The organism is Petrocella atlantisensis, from assembly GCF_900538275.1.
GTDB classification, from domain to species: Bacteria; Bacillota; Clostridia; order Lachnospirales; family Vallitaleaceae; genus Petrocella; species Petrocella atlantisensis.
The window spans coordinates 639,634-661,677 of record NZ_LR130778.1 but is presented as its reverse complement, the minus strand read 5'-3'; the positions used below and the strand labels follow the sequence as shown (position 1 = coordinate 661,677).

At 37.9% G+C, this 22,044-nt stretch carries 18 protein-coding genes and 1 riboswitch; of the genes, 13 read left to right on the top strand and 5 right to left on the bottom strand.

Annotation, left to right across the window (positions count from 1 at the left end; all coding sequences use genetic code 11):
- Nucleotides 1-7: 7 nt before the first annotated feature.
- Both PATL70BA_RS16705 and PATL70BA_RS03140 read right to left on the bottom strand, forming a co-directional pair.
- On the bottom strand, nucleotides 8-466 hold the full coding sequence (locus PATL70BA_RS16705; RefSeq protein WP_279233219.1) for a transposase: 459 nt from the start codon (nucleotides 464-466) through the stop codon (nucleotides 8-10).
- On the bottom strand, nucleotides 364-1,152 hold the full coding sequence (locus tag PATL70BA_RS03140; protein ID WP_172596077.1) for an IS91 family transposase: 789 nt from the start codon (nucleotides 1,150-1,152) through the stop codon (nucleotides 364-366). The genes PATL70BA_RS16705 and PATL70BA_RS03140 overlap by 103 nt, the downstream gene beginning before the upstream one ends.
- 245 nt (nucleotides 1,153-1,397) lie before the next feature.
- Between PATL70BA_RS03140 and PATL70BA_RS03135 the strand changes: the two genes are divergently transcribed.
- The 6 genes from PATL70BA_RS03135 (at nucleotide 1,398) to amrA (ending at nucleotide 7,616) form a co-directional block, all read left to right on the top strand.
- Nucleotides 1,398-2,045: a bifunctional 4-hydroxy-2-oxoglutarate aldolase/2-dehydro-3-deoxy-phosphogluconate aldolase gene (locus PATL70BA_RS03135; protein ID WP_125136014.1), complete on the top strand. Its 648-nt coding sequence runs from the start codon at nucleotides 1,398-1,400 to the stop codon at nucleotides 2,043-2,045.
- Nucleotides 2,046-2,064: 19 nt separating this feature from the next.
- Nucleotides 2,065-3,087: a sugar kinase gene (locus PATL70BA_RS03130; RefSeq protein ID WP_125136013.1), complete on the top strand. Its 1,023-nt coding sequence runs from the start codon at nucleotides 2,065-2,067 to the stop codon at nucleotides 3,085-3,087.
- A 63-nt stretch (nucleotides 3,088-3,150) separates the two neighbouring features.
- Nucleotides 3,151-3,828, top strand: coding sequence for a FadR/GntR family transcriptional regulator (locus PATL70BA_RS03125; protein WP_125136012.1), 678 nt, complete (start codon nucleotides 3,151-3,153; stop codon nucleotides 3,826-3,828).
- Between the two features lie 248 nt (nucleotides 3,829-4,076).
- Complete coding sequence (locus PATL70BA_RS03120; protein ID WP_125136011.1) at nucleotides 4,077-5,306, top strand: NAD(P)/FAD-dependent oxidoreductase; 1,230 nt, start codon at nucleotides 4,077-4,079, stop codon at nucleotides 5,304-5,306.
- Nucleotides 5,307-5,339: 33 nt separating this feature from the next.
- Nucleotides 5,340-6,188 carry an AmmeMemoRadiSam system radical SAM enzyme gene (amrS, locus tag PATL70BA_RS03115; protein ID WP_125136010.1) on the top strand — a complete coding sequence of 283 codons (849 nt, stop codon included), beginning with the start codon at nucleotides 5,340-5,342 and terminating at the stop codon, nucleotides 6,186-6,188.
- Complete coding sequence (amrA, locus tag PATL70BA_RS03110) at nucleotides 6,189-7,616, top strand: AmmeMemoRadiSam system protein A (RefSeq protein ID WP_125136009.1); 1,428 nt, start codon at nucleotides 6,189-6,191, stop codon at nucleotides 7,614-7,616.
- Between the two features lie 24 nt (nucleotides 7,617-7,640).
- Here amrA and PATL70BA_RS03105 read toward each other — a convergent pair whose 3' ends face one another.
- Nucleotides 7,641-8,144 (bottom strand): LiaI-LiaF-like domain-containing protein, encoded by a 504-nt coding sequence (locus tag PATL70BA_RS03105; RefSeq protein ID WP_125136008.1) that lies wholly within the window; start codon nucleotides 8,142-8,144, stop codon nucleotides 7,641-7,643.
- A gap of 125 nt (nucleotides 8,145-8,269) precedes the next feature.
- Nucleotides 8,270-9,142, bottom strand: a complete 873-nt coding sequence (locus tag PATL70BA_RS03100) for a LysR family transcriptional regulator (protein ID WP_125136007.1) — start codon at nucleotides 9,140-9,142, stop codon at nucleotides 8,270-8,272.
- A gap of 126 nt (nucleotides 9,143-9,268) precedes the next feature.
- Here PATL70BA_RS03100 and PATL70BA_RS03095 point away from each other — a divergent pair, with 126 nt between their 5' ends.
- Together PATL70BA_RS03095 and PATL70BA_RS03090 are read left to right on the top strand one after the other, a co-directional pair.
- Nucleotides 9,269-13,048, top strand: a complete 3,780-nt coding sequence (locus PATL70BA_RS03095; RefSeq protein WP_125136006.1) for a phosphoribosylformylglycinamidine synthase — start codon at nucleotides 9,269-9,271, stop codon at nucleotides 13,046-13,048.
- 103 nt (nucleotides 13,049-13,151) lie between these two features.
- Entirely contained in the window at nucleotides 13,152-13,793 is a 642-nt protein-coding gene (locus PATL70BA_RS03090; RefSeq protein WP_125136005.1) for a TraX family protein, read from the top strand.
- Here PATL70BA_RS03090 and PATL70BA_RS03085 read toward each other — a convergent pair whose 3' ends face one another.
- Nucleotides 13,794-14,270, bottom strand: a complete 477-nt coding sequence (locus tag PATL70BA_RS03085) for an S-ribosylhomocysteine lyase (protein WP_125136004.1) — start codon at nucleotides 14,268-14,270, stop codon at nucleotides 13,794-13,796.
- Between the two features lie 158 nt (nucleotides 14,271-14,428).
- Between PATL70BA_RS03085 and PATL70BA_RS03080 the strand changes: the two genes are divergently transcribed.
- From PATL70BA_RS03080 to pflB, 5 genes are all read left to right on the top strand, one after another.
- Complete coding sequence (locus PATL70BA_RS03080) at nucleotides 14,429-15,058, top strand: GTP pyrophosphokinase (RefSeq protein WP_243115956.1); 630 nt, start codon at nucleotides 14,429-14,431, stop codon at nucleotides 15,056-15,058.
- Nucleotides 15,059-15,081: 23 nt separating this feature from the next.
- On the top strand, nucleotides 15,082-16,998 hold the full coding sequence (locus tag PATL70BA_RS03075) for a hybrid sensor histidine kinase/response regulator (protein ID WP_125136002.1): 1,917 nt from the start codon (nucleotides 15,082-15,084) through the stop codon (nucleotides 16,996-16,998).
- Nucleotides 16,999-17,077: 79 nt separating this feature from the next.
- Entirely contained in the window at nucleotides 17,078-18,082 is a 1,005-nt protein-coding gene (trpS, locus tag PATL70BA_RS03070; protein ID WP_125136001.1) for a tryptophan--tRNA ligase, read from the top strand.
- 135 nt (nucleotides 18,083-18,217) lie between these two features.
- Entirely contained in the window at nucleotides 18,218-19,540 is a 1,323-nt protein-coding gene (locus PATL70BA_RS03065; RefSeq protein ID WP_125136000.1) for an NCS2 family permease, read from the top strand.
- A 65-nt stretch (nucleotides 19,541-19,605) separates the two neighbouring features.
- Nucleotides 19,606-19,703: riboswitch (ZMP/ZTP riboswitch) on the top strand.
- An 82-nt stretch (nucleotides 19,704-19,785) separates the two neighbouring features.
- On the top strand, nucleotides 19,786-22,014 hold the full coding sequence (gene pflB / locus PATL70BA_RS03060; protein WP_125135999.1) for a formate C-acetyltransferase: 2,229 nt from the start codon (nucleotides 19,786-19,788) through the stop codon (nucleotides 22,012-22,014).
- The last annotated feature ends 30 nt before the right edge of the window (nucleotides 22,015-22,044 follow it).

Genomic DNA, 22,044 nt, shown 5'->3' with positions numbered 1-22,044 from the left:
AATTATGCTAAGCACTATTATAAAGCTGAGGAGGCGGTTTATCAAGAAGGTGGGTTTTAGAAGTAGCAAAAATATTTAGAAGTTTCATTGTGTTACCACATTGGCACCTGAGTGGATCGATACCAAAATGAAGAAGTAGACGTGCACGCCAATGAGAATTTTGTTTGAAAAATTTACGTTTAGATGCAGTCATAAGTAAAAATAGCTTAGAAGAATGTTTATATTTTTTGGCATATAACCCGTAATAACGAATCATTTTAAACTGCTCATCAGGAATATGAACTATTAGACGTTTAAAAAAATCAAAGACATGTATCTTTTCAATTACTTTTTCATTATCTTCATGACGATTATAAAAAAAAGTTACGAATTCACCATCATAATCAAGAATTCTGGACTGAGCCATAGCTGGTCTGCCAGTATACCTAATAATATATTTAATTGAATCAACAGAATTAGAAAGCATGTTAGATTTAGCATAGACATAAAAGCCAGAAGGATAAGTTTTGAATAAGGAAGTCTTAAGTTTATAAAAGAATCTCCTAGATAACGATGTAGTAAGTCAAGTAAAGTAGTTTGCCAACGTTTACGAAGCATAGTGAAAGGGATGTGAGGTATTTTACGCCAAACAGTTTTATTACCAGAAGCACCCTCAGTAATAAGCATATGAATATGAGGATTCCATTTAAGGTCACGGCCAAAAGTATGAAGTGTAGAGATAAAACCAGGCTTGAAAGATTCAGATTTATTAATGGAGTAAAACCAAGCATGAATAGTTGCAGCAGAAGCATGAAAAAGAAGATGAAGTAAGGAACGATCCTTGCGAAAAAAAGGGCGAAGTTCTTTAGGGATGGTAAAAACAATATGACGATGTTCACACTGAATAAGTTTGGAAGATATAGAAGCAGCTCTGTCTTGAATGTATTTGGCACCACAAGAATTACAAAAACGACTTTTACAAGTAAATGGAACATGCTTTATTTTGCCGCAATGGTCACAAAAATAAAGAGCATGACCCATGGAAGGATCACCACAATTAATGATTTTTCTGACATTATGTAAAATAGCGGGACGTAGAGGATAACCTAGAGCAACAAAATCATCCCAACGGTCTGAAAAAATATCTTTTATCTTAAAAGATTTACTGTTCATAACATCACCAATAATGTTATAACAAAAAATCATCAATAAAACAATATAAAATGAAGAAGAATGTTAAAAAAGCCAACTCACGTAAAGAGTCAGCTTTTTAACGCGTTCGTTAGAACGCTTTTCTTGTTCTAATTAAAGAAGTTTTCTTTTTATAGCACTAAAACGAGATTGACAAAAACGATAGAGGGTTATATAATTGACATAAGATGTCAGACAACAGACAATGCATGGGAAAGGAATGTTATATGAAAAAATATGAAATTGTAAATGCAATGGTAGAAAACGGTGTGGTAGCGGTTATTCGAGCAGAATCAAAAGAACAAGGACTAAAGACGATTGAAGCAATAAAAGCCGGAGGTATCAAGGCTTTGGAGATAACCATGACAGTACCTGGGGCACTCGATATCATCAAGGAATTGGCAGAAGTTTATAAAGACGAAGATGTTATTATTGGCGCAGGTACTGTTCTTGATTCTGAAACTGCAAGAGCATGTATTTTAGCGGGGGCAAAATATATTGTAAGCCCATGCTTTGAAGTTGAACTGGTAAAAATGTGTCATCGATATGGTGTGCCGGTAATGCCGGGTATAATGACACCAAAAGAAGCTGTTGAAGCCCTTGAATTGGGTGTTGATATACTGAAAGTATTCCCGGGCAATGCTTTTGGGCCATCTATTATATCTGCTTTTAAAGGACCCTTACCACAAGGCAACTATATGCCGACAGGTGGTGTGGATCTTTCAAATGTTGATCAATGGATTAAAAACGGTGCTGTTGCAGTCGGCGTTGGTAGTGTTTTAACAAAAGGTGCTGCGACCGGAGACTATGCGGCAGTGACTGAAACTGCAAAGAAATTTGTTGAAGCTGTAAAAATAGCAAGACAATCTAAATAGAATGAGAAAGGAAATGAATATGAAAAAAGTTGTAACTTTAGGAGAAATCATGTTAAGACTATCACCACCGGAACACCAACGTTTTGTTCAAGCCAGCCAATTTGACATCGTGTATGGTGGTGGTGAGGCAAATGTGGCAGTGTCATTGGCCAATTATGGCATGGATGCGTTTTTTGTATCTAAACTTCCGGATAATCCAATTGGACAAAGTGCGGTTAATGAACTTAGAAAATTTGGTGTCCACACCGATTATATACTTAGAGGTGGAGAACGTGTAGGTATATACTATTTGGAACACGGGGCTTCCATGCGTGCATCCAATGTTGTTTATGATAGAGCGCGTTCAGCTATAGCTGAGGCAAAAGCGGATGAGTTTGATTTTGATGCTATTTTTACAGGCGCAGATTGGTTTCACTTTTCCGGAATAACACCGGCCATATCATTAGAAGCCAGAGATATGACTTTAAAAGCATTACAAGCTGCAAAACGTCATGGTGTTACAGTTTCTGTTGATTTGAATTACCGTAAAAAACTATGGACACCTGAAGAAGCCAAAGCATGTATGACAGAACTTATGGCCTATGTAGATGTGTGTATCGGTAATGAAGAAGATGCAGAAAAAGTACTTGGGTTTAAGCCGGGTGAGACCGATGTGACCAGTGGTGAACTTGAGATTGAAGGCTACAAAAGTATCTTTAAGCAGATGCAAGAAACCTTTGATTTCAAATATGTGGTAACGACATTAAGAGAAAGCCATTCAGCATCAGACAATGGCTGGTCGGCTTTAATTTATAATGGCCAGGAATTCTATCAGTCTAAGCACTATGATATTAGAATCGTGGATAGAGTCGGCGGCGGGGATTCCTTTGCCGGTGGTTTGATATATGGCTTAATGGCATATGAAGACCAAGAAAAAGCATTAGAATTTGCTGTTGCAGCCTCTGCTTTGAAACACACCATTGCGGGTGACTTCAATCACGCTACAATTGATGAAGTCTTACGTTTAAGTGGTGGTGATGGGTCAGGTAGGGTTGAACGATAAAACATTGACAGATATCCGGTTTTTAGTTAGTATCAGTATGAAGAAATCTTGGAGGTCTGAAAAATGTTTGATAAATCAATACTCTCACAAAGAGTTGCAGAAAATATAAAGCAAATGATCTTAGATAAAGACTATCATCCCGGTGACAAACTACCCAATGAGATAGAGATGACACAGATGGTGAATGTGAGTCGATCAACCATAAGGGAAGCCATAAAGATTTTGGTATCAACGAACATATTAGAGGTTAGAAGAGGTAAAGGTACTTATGTATCTGAAAAGCCGGGCTTGACCAAAGATCCTTTGGGTATGGATTTTATCAGTGAAGATAGACTTCTTATGGACCTTTTTGAGATCAGATTGTTGCTTGAACCGGAAATGACAAAGTTGGCTGTAGAAAGAGGCTTACCTACGGATTTTGATAAGATTTTTGAGACTTATGAAAGAGTAGCAGAGCAAATCAAAGCCGGTAAGAATCATACAGAAGCGGATATTGCCTTCCATACAGCTATAGCGGATGCCAGCCACAACATTATCATGAATAGGATTGTACCCCTTATTAATGAAGGTATTGTTGGCGGCTATCTGAAAACAAAAGATAATCCGGAATCTGCTGAAGAGGTATTACGGCAGCATGAAAAAATTGTCGACTTCATAAAAAAAAGAGAACCTCAAAAAGCTAAAAAAGCTATGCAAGACCATATTTTATATGGGCTACAGGGATTTAAAAGTTATAATTGAACAAAGAGGCTTCGCCTCGTTTTGCAAAGCAAATTGTTCCCGCAGGAAAGACTTCCTTGATCGTTTACATAGCATAGACTTTCCTAGAGAAGAACAAAACCTCCTAAAGAGGCCTTGTTAGAGAAATCTGACAAGGTCTTTTAAAATGCTATAGAAATCCTACACATAACATGTTACAATATTATCAGTCAATAGAAAATGATTATCAATTGATAAATTCGTCTGAAACAAGGAGGACATAGTATATTATGGAAAATAATGGAAAACAAGAACAATCTGAAACAAAGAGTAATGAGAAAATCATTATAATTGGAAATGGTGCTGCAGGGATATCTGCTGCAAAAGCCATCCGTAAAAGAAATCAAGAGGTTAAAGTAACCATACTCGATCAAGAAAAACAAGTGATATATTATAAGCCATTATTGTCAGAGTATATTGCACAAGATGAGGTACTAAAAAAAATATACATGCATAAGCACAAATGGTACGAAGACCAAAGAATTGAATTAAAACTGGGTGTGACGGTCACAAAAATTAATTCAAAGGATAAAACCATTGAAACCGCTCAAGGTGAGACGATGGCTTATGATAAATTGATTTTGGCCCTTGGTAGCAGAAGTTTTATACCTCCGATTAAAAATGCAGATTATAAAGGTGTTTTTACCCTTAGAAATATAGGAGATGCAGATAAAATCAAAGACTATGCCAAAGATTGTAAAAAAGCCGTTATCATCGGCGGTGGACTTTTAGGACTTGAAGCTGCAGATCAGTTAAAGGAACTTGGGCTTGATATTACTGTGGTTGAACTCGCGAATAGATTACTCCCAAGGCAGATTGATGAAAAAGGTGCCCATATTTTTGAAGATGGTATCGTGAAACAAGGCATACATCTTGCAAAAGGTAATGCAGTTTCAATGATCATAGGACATCATAAATCAGAATATGTCCAATTAATGGATGGGCGTAAGATTCCGGCAGATTTAGTTATTATATCCGCAGGTATTGTATCAGAAGGTTATCTAGCCGAAGAAGCTGGCCTGGAATATGATAGAAGCATTATTGTTAACAAACATATGCAGACAAGCAATCCCGATATCTACGCAGCCGGTGATGTTGCTCAGTTTTCTGAGAAAAACTATGGTATATGGCCGGAAGCTATGGAACAGGGTAATGTAGCAGGTGCGAACGCTGTTGGAGATAAATTAACCTATAAGGACTTCATACCCTCTAATACCTTTAACGGCTTAAATATGAACGTTTTTTCCATTGGACATGTAAATTATGAAGAAGGTGATGATGTTGCTATACTAGGCTTTGAAGATTTAGTAAATGGTATCTACAAAAAGCTGTTTTTCAAGCAACAAGGTTTAATTGGTGCTGTCATAATCGGTGATAACAGCAAAACAAAGATGGTATTGGAAGCTATGAAAAAGAAATCATCACCGGATGAATTGCTTGATATTTTAACAACAAATTAAGCACATCCAATATATGATACTGGGGAGGCATTTATGAAAGAGGCAATGTTTTACAAGATTTTTGAAGAACGCGCAATCTGTCAACTGTGTCCAAACAACTGTATTATAAAGCCCAACCATAAAGGTATATGCCAAACAAGAGCCTATCTTGAGGGAAAACTTATAGCACTCAACTTTGGTGAGGTGTCTGGTATACAGATTGATCCTATTGAAAAGAAACCCTTAGCCCATTGGAGGCAAGGTACACAAATCTTATCAGTCGGTAGTTATGGTTGTAATCTCAAGTGTCCATTTTGCCAGAATTACACAATTAGCCAAGAGAAGCCACGCGTAATCACGATGACACCTGAAGCTATTGTAGCTCAAGCCATTGCCTATGACTTAGATGCGATCGCTTACACATACAATGAGCCGACAGTTTTCTATGAAATGGTATATGAAACAGCTAAGGTAGCTCACTCAAAAGGGATTGCTAATGTTCTGGTAACCAACGGGTACATCAATGAAGCACCATTGATAAAATTGTTGCCCTATATTGATGCCATGAATATAGATGTAAAAACATATGATGATCAAAAAATGTTGGATATATGTGGTGGTCGTCTCAGACCGGTTATTGAGACCATAAAAAGAGCCAAAGTGACAGCACATGTAGAACTGACGATGCTGATTGTACCTGGACTTAATGACAATCTACAAGAAATGCGTCACTTCCTAGGTTTGCTTTTTTCAGAAGTGGGTGATGTGGCAATTCACATATCCCGTTACTTTCCTGTTTATGAATATGACTTGCCGGCGACTGACATAGACCTTATGTTGCAAATGCAAAAGGCAGCAAGACAGTATTTTACGCATGTATATTTAGGAAATGTAGGTGATTAGATGCAATCTATAGAGATATTTTTTTTACCACACCCACCCATAGCCATACCGGAGGTTGGGCAAGGTCGAGAAAGGGCCATAAGTAAAACCTTAGACGGCTATAGATGGGTAGCCCAAAAAATCAAGAAAATCAAACCTGAAACCATCGTGATTATTACCCCCCATGGTCATAGTTTTAGCAATGGGATTAGCATGTTGGGTACACCCTATGTTCAGGGGGATTTGAAAAGCTTTGGCATTGCAGATGTAGGTATGTCAAAAAAGATTAATCTACCTTTAACGCACCTTATACAGATGGCTTGGGAAGAAACAGACTTAGTATCCGTTGTCTTGGACAAAGATATGGCAAAAAGCTATGGTACACAAGTAGAAATAGACCATGGCGCACTTGTGCCTTTGTATTTTGTAGATGAAGTATATGATACTTATCAACTTGTTCATGTGACACCTAGTGGACTTAGTGCCCGCGATCATTATCAGTATGGGGTTGCCATGAAAGATGTCATCATGCGTTTTAACGAATCTGTGGTTATTTTATGTAGTGGGGATTTATCTCATGCTTTGACGGATGATGGACCTTATACTTTTAATCCTTATGGAAAAGTATTTGATGCTTTGGTAGTAAAGGCGATTACTGAAAAGTCACCTGAAATATTACTAGCACTTACACCAAAAGAGATTTCAGATGCAGCACAATGTGGCTTGAACGCGTATCTTATGGGGTTCGGTATTATGGATGGTTATGATTATCACAGTGAAGTCATAAGCTATGAAGGGCCTTTTGGCGTGGGTTATTTAGTCGGATACCTGGCCAATGATTTTACAACCTTGGTTAAATCAAAACAGGTAGTATGGAACGAAGAAGCAATTAAAGACTATGAAGAAAAGAAAAAAACTGAAGATGGTTTTGTAAAGATTGCCAGAAGTACAATCGAATATTATGTTAGGACAGGAAAAAAAATAAGTAGAGAGGTTGCTACTGCACATGTAGATTTGGACACCATACAAGAAGTAATGCATCAAAAAGCAGGGGTTTTTGTATCCATACATAAAAAGGGCAATCTAAGAGGTTGTATAGGTACTATTGAAGCGGTTTGCAAAGACTTGCTGGACGAGATTATACACAATGCAATCAGTGCTTGCTCAAGTGACCCTAGGTTTAATCCTATAGAAGAAGGGGAGTTGGCGACTCTTGAGATAAAGGTCGATCGGCTTTACCCACCTGAAAGAATAGATTCTATGGATGATTTAGATGTAAAGAAGTATGGCGTTATTGTCGAGGAAGGTTATAAAAGGGGTTTGTTATTACCGAATCTTGAAGGTGTAGAGACCATAGATCAACAAGTAGAGATTGCCAAAAAGAAAGCCGGTATAATAAAAGAAAATAGCTATACTTTATATAGGTTCGAGGTAGAAAGGCATGAATAGAAAAACGCGGCCAAGCCGCGTTTTTTAATGCTCTTCTTTTTTATTTTTCAGTATAAGCAGAAAGCCAACAATAATAATGATGATTGAAAAGGCAAGATTAAAGCTTATCAATCCATTAAATAGAATCGTTGCAACAATGAATGTGTTAAACGAAAATAGTATAAAAAAGATAATACCGATGACCTTGGACCATTGCTCTTTAGTGACAACATGATGATGATAAAAGCCAATGGCTACCGACAAAATATAAATCGGCCAAGTATACCCTGCAAATTGCCAATGGGTAATCACTTCAAAAAGATGAAGCAAACCAATAGTGGTAAAAATACCTCCGGGAATTAGAAACCCCGGATATTTTTTTGTGCCGTAATAGATGGCTTCAAAAGCAATACCAATAGCAATGGTGGTTAAAGGCCATAAATCCCAAAAATCTAAGACCAAGATGTTTAACTGGCTAAGAATCTGAAGAACCAGATATAGAGAGCCAAAAAGTATCAATAATAACCCTGCTGATTTGTTGTTTTTCATAGATGATCGACTCCTTTATATCAAATAGCATACTTTTAATGCTTGTTCCATAATCATATCATTTATATATTAAAATAGGATTATAAGAATCTAAAAAAAGAAAAATAGGATGAAAGTGAAATAGATTAGGATAAGAGTGCGATGAATTTTTTGGAGGCTTCAGATAAGGGGTGTTTTTCAGGTACGACAACACCCAATTGTCTTCTTGGAATAGGGACGCTGGTTTCCAAAATACGCAAATCCGGTCGATTTTTCATACAAAAATCAGGAACAAAGGAAATACCAAGATCAATGCCGGTTAAATCAATGAGCAGGTCAATGCTTCCAAGTTCGACAGAAGGCGTTATACTAAGACCATCGGATTCGAAAAGTTGATACAAATAGTTACTGGTTGTGGTTTGACGGGCAAGCATGAGAATAGGGTGCTTTGATAAGGCGGATAGTGTATGAGGTCCTGAATCAATAGCATACTTATTGCTGGCAATAAAGACATCTTGAAAGGTTTGAACAGGCATAACATGCATGTCTTCACTTATAGAATTATTGGGAAGGTTGGTTACAATGAGATCTACCAGACCTTTTCTTAGCAAGGTCACACATTGTAAAGAGGTTCGATTGGTGACACGGATTTCTACACCTGGGTATAAGTGATGAAATTTTTTAAAATAATCTAAAAGATAATATTTGCATATGGTATCGCTGGCACCGATATGTAACTGCCCTCGATCCAAAGTCATGGTTTCTTTTAAGTAGGCCTCACCACCGGCAATTAAATGAAGGGCAGGTTCTATGTATTCCATTAACTTTTCACCTTGAGGTGTTAAGGTAACTTGTTTTGTACTTCTGTTAAACAGTGGCGTGTCCAGTTTGGACTCAAGCTGCTTAATACTTTGACTGACAGCGGATTGTGAAAGGTATAGTACTTGGGATGCAACTGAAAAACTTAAATATTTAGCCACATGATAAAAAACTTTGTAAAGCTCCAGATTAATCTCCATAATAAGCACTCCTTATAGAACCTATTAGTATTATTAATTTTACTACTCAATATTACCATGTTAAGCTAAGTATGTAAACGGATAGTTAGAACACTTTGTGTAAGATTGAATAGATCGGGAGGCGCTATGGAAACCATAAGAAGAATTTTTGTTGAGAAGAAAACAGGTTACAATGTTGAAAGTCAACAGTTGCTACAGGATATAAAAGAGAATCTAGGCATCAAGACACTTGATAATTTACGTTTGTTACATCGCTATGATGTAGATCGTATATCTGATAATGCTTACGAAAAAGCCCTTCATACAATTTTCTCTGAACCACCAGTAGATCGATTGTTTGAAGAATCATTTGAGATTGCGCCCGATGAAGTCGCCTTTGGTATTGAATACTTACCGGGTCAATATGATCAAAGAGCAGACTCTACTGAGCAATGCATTGAGATTATCAATGCGGATCAAAAGCCGGTCGTTAGAAGTGCCAAGATCATTGTGTTAAAAGGCCAATTAACCGAGGAAAACGTAGAAAAGATTAAGGCTTACTGCATTAATCCTGTGGATTCAAGAGAAGCGGATATTTTAAAACCTCAAACCCTTGAAATGGATTTTCATATACCAACAGAAGTTGAAATCTTAGAAGGTTTTACCAAGCTAGATCATAATGGCCTGAAAGCACTATGGAAGCGACTTGGACTTGCCATGAGTATAGATGACTTAATACATACTCAAAAGTATTTTATAGAGGATGAGAAAAGAAATCCGACCATAACAGAGATCAAGGTGTTGGATACATATTGGTCGGATCATTGTCGTCACACCACTTTTCTAACAAAAATTGAAGACGTTGCTTTTGAAGAAGGATTTTATAACCAACCGGTTCAAGTAGCTTACAAGGATTATTTGGAAGATCGTAGTCATGTTTTCGGGGATAGAATCCATGAAAAAGATGTATGCCTAATGGATATTGCGTTACTGGCCATGAGAAAACTAAGAAAAGACGGACAGCTAGAGGACTTAGAGGTATCGGATGAAATCAACGCCTGTAGTATCATTGTACCGGTAGATGTGGATGGCAAAGAAACTTCTTGGTTGGTTATGTTTAAGAACGAGACGCATAATCACCCAACGGAGATAGAACCCTTCGGTGGTGCTGCTACTTGCTTAGGTGGTGCCATTCGGGATCCCTTATCCGGTCGATCCTATGTATATCAGGCGATGCGTGTCACGGGAGCAGCAGACCCTACAGTTTCTGTTGATAAGACCTTGCCTGGGAAATTGCCTCAAAGAAAGATTGTAACCCAATCTGCTCATGGATATAGTTCCTATGGCAATCAAATAGGTTTGGCAACCGGAAAAGTAGATGAGATCTATCACCCTGACTATGTAGCAAAACGTATGGAAATCGGTGCGGTTATTGCAGCGGCTCCAAGAGAAAATGTCATCCGTGAAACATCAGATCCCGGTGACATCATCGTGCTTTTAGGGGGGCGAACAGGAAGAGACGGATGTGGTGGCGCAACAGGATCATCTAAAGAACACACAGAAGATTCAATACATACTTGTGGTGCAGAAGTTCAAAAAGGAAATCCACCCACAGAACGTAAGATTCAACGTTTATTTAGAGACAAGTATGTTGCATCTATGATTAAGAAGTGTAACGATTTTGGAGCAGGTGGTGTATCCGTTGCAATTGGTGAGTTGGCTGACGGGCTAATTATTGACCTAGATGCAGTACCCAAAAAATATGCCGGTCTGGATGGGACAGAATTATCCATATCAGAATCTCAAGAAAGAATGGCTGTTGTACTAGATCCGAAAGATGTGCATCGGTTTATAGAGGCATCAGAAAAGGAAAACTTAGAAGCGGTTGTTGTAGCACGGGTAACAAAAGAGAAGCGACTGGTTATGGAATGGAATAATCAAGCAATCGTTAATATGAGCCGAAGTTTTGTGGATACAAATGGTGCAACATCAAAAACTAAGGTACGTGTTGATCGGCCTCAAGAAAAAAGCTATTTCCAAGATAGACAAGATTTTTTTGCTGATAAGGACGCTGTTCCTAACCACTGGTTAAATATACTTAAGGACTTAAACAGTTGTTCGAAAAAAGGCCTCGAAGAACGTTTTGATAGTTCCATTGGTGCAGGGAGTGTGCTCATGCCTTACGGTGGTCTGTACCAAATGACACCGACCCAAAGTATGGTGGCAAAAATACCACTAGAACAAGGTGAAACAACGACAGGCACCATTATGACTTATGGTTACAACCCCTACTTATCAAAGTGGAGTCCCTTCCATGGTGCGATTTATGCTGTATTGGATTCTGTTGCAAAAGTTGTGGCTACAGGTGGCGATTACAGAAAAATCCGATTTACATTTCAAGAGTATTTTAAGAGATTAGGGGATAACCCTAGTAGGTGGGGTGAGCCTTTTAGTGCCATGCTCGGTGCTTATCATGCACAAATAGCTTTGGGATTACCTTCTATCGGAGGAAAAGACAGTATGTCAGGTACCTTCCATGATATTGATGTGCCACCAACTTTAGTCTCCTTTGCGGTTGATGTCGTCGATGTGACACGGGTCATATCACCGGAATTCAAGGCTGCGGGTCACAAGGTGGTATGTCTTCTTCAAAAGAGAGATCAGTATGATTTACCGGATTTTGCCCAGATGAAAAAAAATTATGAAACATTATATGAGATGATAGGTAGAAAAGAAATTCTTTCAGCCTATGCAATTGGAATTGGCGGTATGGCCGAGGCCATTAGTAAAATGACTTTTGGAAATAAAATAGGTATCGTACTTGAAGATGCTCTTGTTGGTCCGATGTTGTTCACCCCGGATTATGGTTCCATATTGGTTGAATTAGCACCTGATACAGCTATAGAAGACTTAGAAAGACATGAAGGATTTATAAGGGTTGGCACCACCACGAAGCAGTCTGTGATAAAAGCCTCCGACCATAAACTGGAAATCGATTTGCTTATGAATACTTGGTCGTCAACCTTGGAAAATGTTTTCCCATCCCAGGCTTTTTCAGAGGTATCAGAAATGATTAAGGATACAAAAACCTATGATCAGATCTATATTTGCAAAAATAAAATTGCAAAACCACAGGTTTTCATACCGGTATTTCCGGGTACCAATTGTGAATACGACTCCAGAAGAGCTTTTGAGAAAGCAGGTGCCCATGTAGACACCCTAGTATTTAGAAATCTTAAGGCCGGTGATATTACCAAGTCACTTCGAGAAATGGCGAAATCTATAAAGGAGAGTCAAATCGTTATGCTTCCCGGTGGTTTCAGTGCCGGTGATGAACCGGAAGGCTCTGGAAAATTTATCGCCTCCATATTTAGAAATGAAATACTTAAAGAAGCGATTCATGAACTCCTTCATCATCGTGATGGGTTAATGATTGGCATTTGCAATGGTTTTCAAGCACTGATTAAACTGGGTCTGGTACCGACAGGCGAGATAATAGATCTAACAGAAGATGCGCCAACATTAACTTATAATACAATAGGTAGGCATATATCTCGTATGGCCAGTACTAAAGTTATGTCAAATAAGTCCCCATGGTTATCCGGTACCAAGCCAGGTGAGATATTTAAAGTACCTATGTCCCATGGTGAAGGACGTTTTGTTGCCAGCGACCAAGTGGTCAGGCGTTTATTTGACAACGGTCAGGTGGCTACGACTTATGTGGATCTATTAGGTAATCCAACGATGGATGGAAGCTTCAATCCTAACGGTTCTGTTTATGGTATTGAAGGAATAACAAGCCCAGATGGGCGTGTTCTTGGGAAAATGGGCCATTCAGAAAGAATCGGTCAAAATGTGGCAATCAATATTATCGGTAGCCAAGACCAAAAAATATTCGAATCTGGTGTAACTTACTTTACGAAATAATAATAAATGGTATAATAAAGAGGGCTGGTAAGCCCTCTTTATTAATATATTCCTTTATTATTAATGGAAGTCTTAGTGTGAGAATAAATAATGAGGTACGATTATGTCAAATTCCAGTTTGAAGATTATTGCTTGTCTGACCATGTTGGTTGATCATATAGGGGCAATACTTTATCCGGACATGAGTCTATTAAGAATGATTGGAAGACTATCATTTCCAATATTTGCTTTTCTGGTTGCTGAAGGTTTTCATCATACGCAAAATATTAAGAAATACGGAATAAGACTGGGTATTTTTGCTCTAATTTCTGAGATACCTTATGATCTTGCTTTTCGAGGTAATCTCATCGATTTTTATCGACAAAATATATTCTTTACCCTTTTTCTTGGTCTTGTATGCTTGTGGCTCTATCAACGTTATAGGACGCATCAATCTATGGTTGGTATGATTGCCATATTATTGACGGGTGCCTTAAGTGTGTTTTTAAGAACGGATTATAGTATATATGGTATTGCTATGATATTTCTATTTTATTTTTTTAGAGATAGAAGAATCTTGGCCTGTGGCTCTGCAAGCATCATAAATTTTACGATGGGTAGTGTAATACAGGGATTGGCAATTCTCGCCATGCCTTTCATACTCGCCTATAATGGGAAAAAAGGTATGAATTTGAAGTATCTTTTTTATGGGTTTTATCCGGTGCACCTTATACTACTTTATATCATTCATAAAGCTTGGATGTAATCAGTCCGGATAATTAAGTTGTGTGGACGAAATGTTACTAATGCGATCAAGGAACCGACGGGCTTCATATTTTGCCATAGGCAGATTCATATCCAGATAATTACCACAGTCTCTGGCAGAAGCTCCAGGTAGGGGCGCATTATAATCAGCCATATGCTCAAAAAGCTCTTTGATTAATCCCACGATACTATCTGAGCTAAGATCGCCTTTTAAGATAAGATAAAAACCAGTACGGCATCCCATGGGCCCAAAATAGATGGTTTGGTCACCATAGACAACATGCTGTCTCAAAAAAGTTGCGCCCATATGTTCTAGAGCATGAATTTCGGCAGTTTGTAAAACAGGTTCGAAGTTCGGTCGTGTCATTCGAATATCAAAAGTGGTTAAAGTATGATTACCGACATGGTCTTTTCTGGAGACGTATATGCCGGGCAGTAATTCTAAATGGTTTACGTTAAAACTTGGTATTTTATCCATAATATGTTCCTCCTAAGGGTTGGTCATGGTTTTTATAAATGGACCCTATATTCATTAAAACATAGAAGCGTATTTTCGTAAAGTCTTGAAACGACTTTGTAGAATGAGCTAATTATGGTTATACACTATAGATGGAAGGTGTTTGAATGTACCCGGATATGAACAAAGAAGCATGGCAACAGTTATTTTTAATTCATGGTATTGCCATTGAAGAAGTCAAAGTTAAGTTGGATAAACTTTATGAAACCTATGAATTAGCAGGTGAAAGCAATCCAATAGAGCATATAAAAACAAGGGTTAAAAGTTTTGAAAGTATTGCAAGAAAGTTGGAAGAAAAAGCAAAACCGGTAAACGTTGCCAATGCAAAAAAATATCTTAATGACATAGCAGGTGTAAGAATCATTTGCGCCTTCACATCAGACATCTATGGTATTTTTGAAGCACTGATTCATCAGACGGATATCAAGATTATTGAAATTAAGGATTATATTAAGAATCCAAAAGCATCAGGTTATCAAAGCCTTCATATCGTGGTAGAGACATTGGTTCAGCTGTCAGATTGTATAGAACATGTCCCGGTTGAGGTACAGATTAGAACCATTGCCATGGATTACTGGGCGACTTTAGAACATAAACTCAGGTATAAATATTTTGACAAAGCACCGGTACATATTGCCCAAGAACTAAAGAAATGCGCATCTATCATTATGGAATTGGATCGTAAAATGATGGCAATTAAGAAAGAGGTTGATCAGTATGACATTAAGGAGAATGAAGACAACCAATAATATAGAAGAATAGGTGAAGTTATATGAACAAAACGGAATCCATCAAGAGACCGATCGTCCATAATTCGAAAGTCATTATGTATATGTTATTTTATTTGCCAATCATTGGGAGTCTTTATTACATGGCAATTAAAATGGAGTTAGGTATAGTGGCAGGATTTTTGATACTATTTGTAAGTATTCTATGTTTAATAATACCCTCGTATCTGTATTTGAGATATAGAAATAAAGAACAGGAAAAAATAAATCAAGCAATAGATGAAATGATGGCTCTGCTTCAAAACAATAAATCTCAATTAAACAATGATTTGACGTTGGTTAGTACATATAAGGAAGTCAAACAATTAGCTGACTTTCTTACGTCCATGCAACTGTTTATAGAGGAAAAAGACAGACAATTGGAGGAAGAGAGAGAAAGGTATAAACTTTTGTATACCGATATGGTTGAACAAAGTGTGACCCATGAGATCAATGCGTTATGGATTGAAAGAATTATTGAAAACAGTTATGACGGGCTTATGATTACAGATGGCGACGGAAAAGTGATTCGATGTAACCAAGCGTTATTAAAATTATTTGAGATCCCTAAAGAACGATTGGCAACCTATGATCATTGTTATGAGATCTTTAATAAAAAGGACAAGATCTGCAAAGGTTGTAATAATGCATATATATTAAGATCGGGCATCAAACAAAGTAGACTGATTGATTTTAAAGATAGGATTATTGATCAGTTGACCATACCGGTTTATGATAATGAAAACAAAATAAGTGCGCTTATTAAGACATATAGAGATGTGACCCAGCAAAAGAATCTGGAGTTTAAGGTGAATCGGTCAACTAAAATGGAAGCCATTGGTCGACTAACCAGCGGTATTTCTCATGACTTTAATAATATCTTACAAGTCATTCTAGGTTATTCAGATCTGGTTCATTATCATCTTGAAAAATCAGAACAATATGAATTGGTCGCCAAAGTTAAGAATATTCGTGAAGCGGCTTATAAGGCTGAAGGACTCATTCGAAAGCTCATGATTTTTAGCAAGATGGACCGTGTCCATAAAGAAATTCTAAGCATAAACACATCAGTTGAAGAAATCGGCCATATGCTGGACCGGATTATCGGAGAAAGAATCAGTTTGAAATTAGAACTGGATCATCAAGTGGAGGATATTCTAGCAGATAAGACGCAAATGGAACAAATTATTGTTAATCTGTGTGTTAATGCCAAAGATGCCATTGGTGAAGAAGGCGAAATTAAGATAAAAACCTATAATGTTATGAAGAAAAGCGGGCAATTTGTTTGCTTAGAAGTGGCGGATAACGGCTTAGGTATTCATGAGCATATTCAAAACAAGATATTTGAACCTTTTTTTACAACAAAAGACCTAGGTGAAGGTACAGGTCTTGGTCTTGCTACAGTTCTTGGTATTGTTGAAAGCCATGGTGGTACCATTGAACTTGATAGTGAAATCGGGCGAGGTACAACTTTTAAAATTCTATTTCCCAACCAAAAAACAAGGCTTATGATGATTGATCAACATAAAGAACATCATGTTCCCAGTAGCTTTGAGGGGCTAAAACTCTTACTTGTTGAAGATGATAGGATGCTCATGGAAGCAACGAAAACCATTCTGGAAAAAATGGATATTCAAGTATTGACTGCCGGAAACGGTCAGGATGCAATTAACAATTTCAGTCATTATGGTGACGCTTTGGATATGGTTATTTTGGACTCCATACTGCCCGACATTGAAGGTCTTAAAGTCTTTGAACACATTCGTGCTATGAATAAGGAAATAAAGGTATTAATGACGACCAGCTTCAATGATCCTACCATTATGGAGGCAAAATCTGTCTTCAACCAACTTAAGTTGATGCATAAACCCTACACCAACAAAGAATTGATGAAGGCCATTGCTCAAACCGTCTATGAATAAGGCTTTGACCTTAACTTGGAACTGTGATAAACTATCAGAAGTTATGGAGAATATAAGTAAAAGCAAAGGATGATAAGTGATGAATGAACAAGCACAGCAGAAGAAAGTGATATTTAGCGGTATGCAACCAACAGGTGTTATTACCATTGGCAATTATTTTGGTGCATTAAAGAATTGGGTCAAGTTGCATAATGAGTACAATTGTTTATTCTGTGTGGTAGATATGCATTCTATAACCACAAGACAAGATCCTGTCAAACTAAGAAAAAGTGCTAGAGAACTCTTGGCCTTATATATTGCGGCAGGCCTTGACCCGGATGAAAATCTAATTTATTACCAGTCTCATGTACCAGAGCACGCCGAATTGTCCTGGATATTAAGCTGTTTTACTTATATGGGTGAGTTAAACAGAATGACACAATTTAAGGAAAAGTCACAAAAAAGTGAATTGAACTTGAATGCAGGTTTATACACCTATCCCATACTTATGGCGGCAGATATTTTATTGTTTAAAACTGACTTAGTTCCGGTTGGCAACGACCAAAAACAACATTTGGAGTTGGCCAGAGATATAGCGAGCCGTTTTAATGGTATTTATGGCGATACTTTTACCGTGCCTGAGCCCTATATAGCAAAAATGGGTGCACGTATTGCCAGTCTTCAGGAACCAACAAAAAAAATGTCGAAGTCAGATGAAAATCCGAATGCATACATTTCTTTGTTAGATGAACCAAGCGTTATTCGTAAGAAAATAAAAAAAGCAGTTACAGATTCAGATGCTTTGATTGCGTATACTGAAGAAAAAGCAGGTATTCGAAACTTAATTGATATTTACTGCTTGTCAAAGGACATTACCACAGATGAAGCATTAGAACATTTTCAAGGCAAAGGCTATGGGGAACTCAAAGAACAAGTAGCCGATGCTTTAATAGCTGAATTAGAGCCAATTCAAAAACGTTTCAAGGAGATTCTATCAGATAAGGCATACCTTGATGGTATCATCTTAAAAAATGCCGAGTCAGCAAGTCGTCTTGCAGAACGGGTGCTTCGAAAAGTCAAGAAAAAAGTGGGCTACCCTCAATAATTGAAGGTAAGCACTCTAAAAGGTTCACAGTAATTCCTGATTTCTATAATATGAAATCAGCAGACACAATAGTGCATCTAAGGATTATGAAACTAGGTTACCCAACCACAATGACAAAAGGGGGCAAAAAATTTTATGGAAAAATTTTTTAAACTGAAGGAACATGGCACCAATGTAAGTACGGAACTATTGGCAGGATTAACAACGTTTATGACAATGGCGTATATCCTCATTGTTAATCCAAATATTCTAAGTGCCACAGGCATGGACAAGAACGCACTTTTTACAGCAACAGCAGTAGCAGCAATTGTAGGAACCTTGTGTATGGCGCTTTTTGCCAATTATCCATTTGCTTTGGCACCTGGGATGGGTCTGAATGCTTACTTTGCTTTTAGTGTTGTTATTGGCCTTGGCTATTCTTGGCAGGTTGCGTTAACGGCGGTTTTTGTTGAAGGTATTATCTTTATTCTTTTAACAGCGGTAAATATTCGAGAAGCCTTGTTTAATGCCATACCGCTCAACTTGAAATATGCGGTAAGTGCCGGTATTGGTCTTTTTATTGCTTTTATTGGTTTCCAAAATGCCGGTATTGTCGTTAATGATGATGCGACATTGGTTGCTCTTGGGAATCTAACTTCTTTACCGGTGGTGTTATCAATTATCGGTATTCTACTAACAGGACTTTTGGTTGTTAAAAAAGTGAAAGGTGCCATCTTAATTGGTATCTTAGGCACTTGGATTCTAGCCATGATCAGTGAATTAATAGGTTGGTATGTACCTGATTTTGTTGCTACCTTCCCAACCATTCCATCGGCTATTATGCAAGCACCCCCTTCGCTGGCACCTATTTTCTTCCAGTTGGATTTCAGTCAAGTATTGACCTTGGACTTTATGGTTGTAGTTTTTGCTTTCTTATTTGTAGATTTATTCGATACCCTAGGTACCTTAATTGGTGTTTCCAGCAAAGCCGGTTTCTTAGATGAAAAAGGTAATTTACCAAAAGCCAAACAAGCTTTATTTGCGGATGCAGTAGCGACAACTGTAGGTGCTGTTCTTGGTACTTCAACAACAACCACTTATATAGAGTCAGCAGCAGGTGTTTCAGATGGCGGTAGAACCGGATTAACAGCCGTATCTACAGCGGCACTTTTTGCCATAGCTTTATTCTTCTCACCGATATTTTTGGCTGTACCGGCATTTGCTACAGCACCAGCACTGATTATAGTCGGCTTTTATATGATGGAATCTGTAGCCAAAATAACCTTTAGTGATTATTCTGAAGCGATTCCTGCATTCTTAACCATGATTGTAATGCCATTAACTTATAGCATATCAGATGGTATTGTTTTCGGTTTCGTATCTTATACCATCATCAACTTATTAATCGGTAAAACAAATAAACTAAGTCTTTTAATGTATATTGTTTCCATATTGATGGTTGTCAATTTCATCATTTAAAGGTATAATAATTTTTAAAGTAAGGATAAAAGTCAAAGTAGTAAAAAAAATAAATAAATAAATATTAATCTCTATATGACTGGCGGAAAGTGGGAGCACCCACAGGGAGTATGGAGACACTCTGATCATCAGAGTACGAATGCCGACCGCCTGGGCGCTGAACCTATAGTTCATGTGCTTGGGCGGTCTTTTTGTTGTTTTCATCAAGATTGTTTCGAGCAAAACATTAAAAAGGAGCGATTAAGATGATGAAACAATGGATTGGTTTTAACCAAGGTGAGTGGAACGCAACAATTAACGTACGAGATTTTATTGTGAAAAATTATACACCCTATGAAGGTGACGACGGTTTTTTAAAGCCGGCAACACATCGCACGACTGAAATGATCAATCGACTGGATGCCCTAAGACTAGAGGAAGAAAAATGTGGTGGTGTTCTGTCGATTGACACTCAAACAGTATCTTCACTACTTACCTTCAAACCAGGCTATTTGGATAAAGAAAATGAGAAGATTGTTGGACTTCAAACCGATGAACCTTTAAAAAGAGCGATGAACCCTTTCGGTGGCATTCGATTGACTAGAAGTGCGTGTGAAGCCTATGGCTATAAGCTGAGTCAAAAAGTGGAAGAAGAATTCACTTACAAAACGACCCATAACGACGGGGTTTTTAGAGCCTATACCGATGAAATGAAGAATGCCAGGCGCATCGGGATCATCACAGGATTACCGGATGCTTATGGTCGAGGTCGGATTATCGGTGACTACAGGCGTGTAGCTTTGTATGGTATTGATTATCTCATACGGAAGAAGAAAGAAGACCAAACAGCATTAGGTCAGGGCTTGATGGATGTGGACAATATACGCTTGCTGGAGGAAGTTTATCGACAGATTGATTTCTTGAAAAAACTTAAAAAAATGGCAGCAGCTTATGGAGATGATATTAGTGGTCCTGCCGAGACGGCTATGGAAGCCATACAATGGACATACTATGGGTATCTTGGTGCCATAAAAGAACAAAATGGTGCTGCCATGAGCCTGGGACGTGTTAGTACATTCTTAGACATATATATTGAGAGAGACTTTGCTTTGGAAAGATTAGATGAAGTATCAGCCCAAGAGCTAATGGACGATTTTGTTATAAAATTAAGAATGGCAAGACAACTTAGAACGATTGAGTATAATGAACTTTTTGCCGGAGATCCTTTATGGATTACAGAAGCAATTGGTGGTATGGGTATGGATGGGCGTACATTGGTAACAAAAAATAGCTATAGAATGCTCAATACTTTGTACAATCTAAACCCTTCTCCGGAACCGAACATGACAGTTTTATGGTCCAAAGACCTACCTGAAGCCTTTAAAAAATATTGTGCCAAAGTCTCTATTGAAACAGATTCGGTTCAATATGAGAATGATGACTTAATGCGTGAGCGCTATAAGGATGACTATGCAATTGCCTGTTGCGTATCAGCCATGGAACTTGGCAAACAGATGCAGTTTTTTGGTGCCAGATGTAATATGCCAAAAATCTTGCTATTGGCCATAAATGGCGGTATGGATGAAGCAACAGGCATTCGAATAGGACCGGAAATGGAGCCAATGGACAGTCTTGTTTTGGATTATGAAGCGGTTAAAGAACGCTTTGAAATCTATCACAATTGGTTATGTAAGCTCTATGTTAATACGATGAACATTATTCATTACATGCATGACAAATATGCTTATGAGAAATTACAAATGGCCTTACACGATACCCATGTTGAACGCCATATGGCTTTTGGAATGGCTGGTTTATCCGTTATGGCAGATGCCTTAAGTGCCATAAAATATGGGAAAGTTGAACCGATTCGGAATGAAGAAGGTTATATTTATGATTTTAGGACTTCAGGTGATTTCCCCACATTCGGCAATAATGATGATCGGGTAGATCAGATTGCCGTAGATCTGACCACCAACTTTATTCATGAATTGAAGAAGAACAAAACTTATAGGAATGCGGAGCATACATTGTCTATTTTGACCATAACCTCCAATGTGGTGTACGGTAAAAAAACAGGTGCCACACCGGATGGAAGAAGATCTGGAGAAGCCTTTGCACCAGGTGCTAACCCAATGCATAGAAGAGACCAAAATGGTGCCCTTGCCTCATTGAGCTCGGTAGCAAAAATCCCTTATGATAGTTGTAGAGACGGCGTATCCTGTACTTTTTCAATTCAGCCACAAGCCCTTGGAAAAGAAGAAGGTAGTAAACAATCTAATCTTGTAGGGATCTTGGATGGTTATTTTGATGCCAAAGCCCATCATCTTAATGTGAATGTGTTAAACAAAGAAAAGCTCATGGATGCCATGGCTCATCCGGAAAAATATCCGAATCTGACCATTCGTGTTTCAGGTTATGCAGTGAACTTTAACCGACTTAGCAAAGAACAACAATTGGAGGTCATAGGAAGGACCTTCCATGATGTGATATAAGAAATGATTAAGAAACCCCCAATCACCCAA

Excerpts from the sequence above, each read along its gene's own strand:
- PATL70BA_RS16705 (WP_279233219.1), bottom strand. The coding sequence starts at position 466 with ATGCTTTCTAATTCTGTTGATTCAATTAAATATATTATTAGGTATACT.
- PATL70BA_RS03140 (WP_172596077.1), bottom strand. The coding sequence starts at position 1,152 with ATGAACAGTAAATCTTTTAAGATAAAAGATATTTTTTCAGACCGTTGG.
- PATL70BA_RS03135 (WP_125136014.1), top strand. The coding sequence starts at position 1,398 with ATGAAAAAATATGAAATTGTAAATGCAATGGTAGAAAACGGTGTGGTA.
- PATL70BA_RS03130 (WP_125136013.1), top strand. The coding sequence starts at position 2,065 with ATGAAAAAAGTTGTAACTTTAGGAGAAATCATGTTAAGACTATCACCA.
- PATL70BA_RS03125 (WP_125136012.1), top strand. The coding sequence starts at position 3,151 with ATGTTTGATAAATCAATACTCTCACAAAGAGTTGCAGAAAATATAAAG.
- PATL70BA_RS03120 (WP_125136011.1), top strand. The coding sequence starts at position 4,077 with ATGGAAAATAATGGAAAACAAGAACAATCTGAAACAAAGAGTAATGAG.
- amrS (WP_125136010.1), top strand. The coding sequence starts at position 5,340 with ATGAAAGAGGCAATGTTTTACAAGATTTTTGAAGAACGCGCAATCTGT.
- amrA (WP_125136009.1), top strand. The coding sequence starts at position 6,189 with ATGCAATCTATAGAGATATTTTTTTTACCACACCCACCCATAGCCATA.
- PATL70BA_RS03105 (WP_125136008.1), bottom strand. The coding sequence starts at position 8,144 with ATGAAAAACAACAAATCAGCAGGGTTATTATTGATACTTTTTGGCTCT.
- PATL70BA_RS03100 (WP_125136007.1), bottom strand. The coding sequence starts at position 9,142 with ATGGAGATTAATCTGGAGCTTTACAAAGTTTTTTATCATGTGGCTAAA.
- PATL70BA_RS03095 (WP_125136006.1), top strand. The coding sequence starts at position 9,269 with ATGGAAACCATAAGAAGAATTTTTGTTGAGAAGAAAACAGGTTACAAT.
- PATL70BA_RS03090 (WP_125136005.1), top strand. The coding sequence starts at position 13,152 with ATGTCAAATTCCAGTTTGAAGATTATTGCTTGTCTGACCATGTTGGTT.
- PATL70BA_RS03085 (WP_125136004.1), bottom strand. The coding sequence starts at position 14,270 with ATGGATAAAATACCAAGTTTTAACGTAAACCATTTAGAATTACTGCCC.
- PATL70BA_RS03080 (WP_243115956.1), top strand. The coding sequence starts at position 14,429 with ATGAACAAAGAAGCATGGCAACAGTTATTTTTAATTCATGGTATTGCC.
- PATL70BA_RS03075 (WP_125136002.1), top strand. The coding sequence starts at position 15,082 with ATGAACAAAACGGAATCCATCAAGAGACCGATCGTCCATAATTCGAAA.
- trpS (WP_125136001.1), top strand. The coding sequence starts at position 17,078 with ATGAATGAACAAGCACAGCAGAAGAAAGTGATATTTAGCGGTATGCAA.
- PATL70BA_RS03065 (WP_125136000.1), top strand. The coding sequence starts at position 18,218 with ATGGAAAAATTTTTTAAACTGAAGGAACATGGCACCAATGTAAGTACG.
- pflB (WP_125135999.1), top strand. The coding sequence starts at position 19,786 with ATGATGAAACAATGGATTGGTTTTAACCAAGGTGAGTGGAACGCAACA.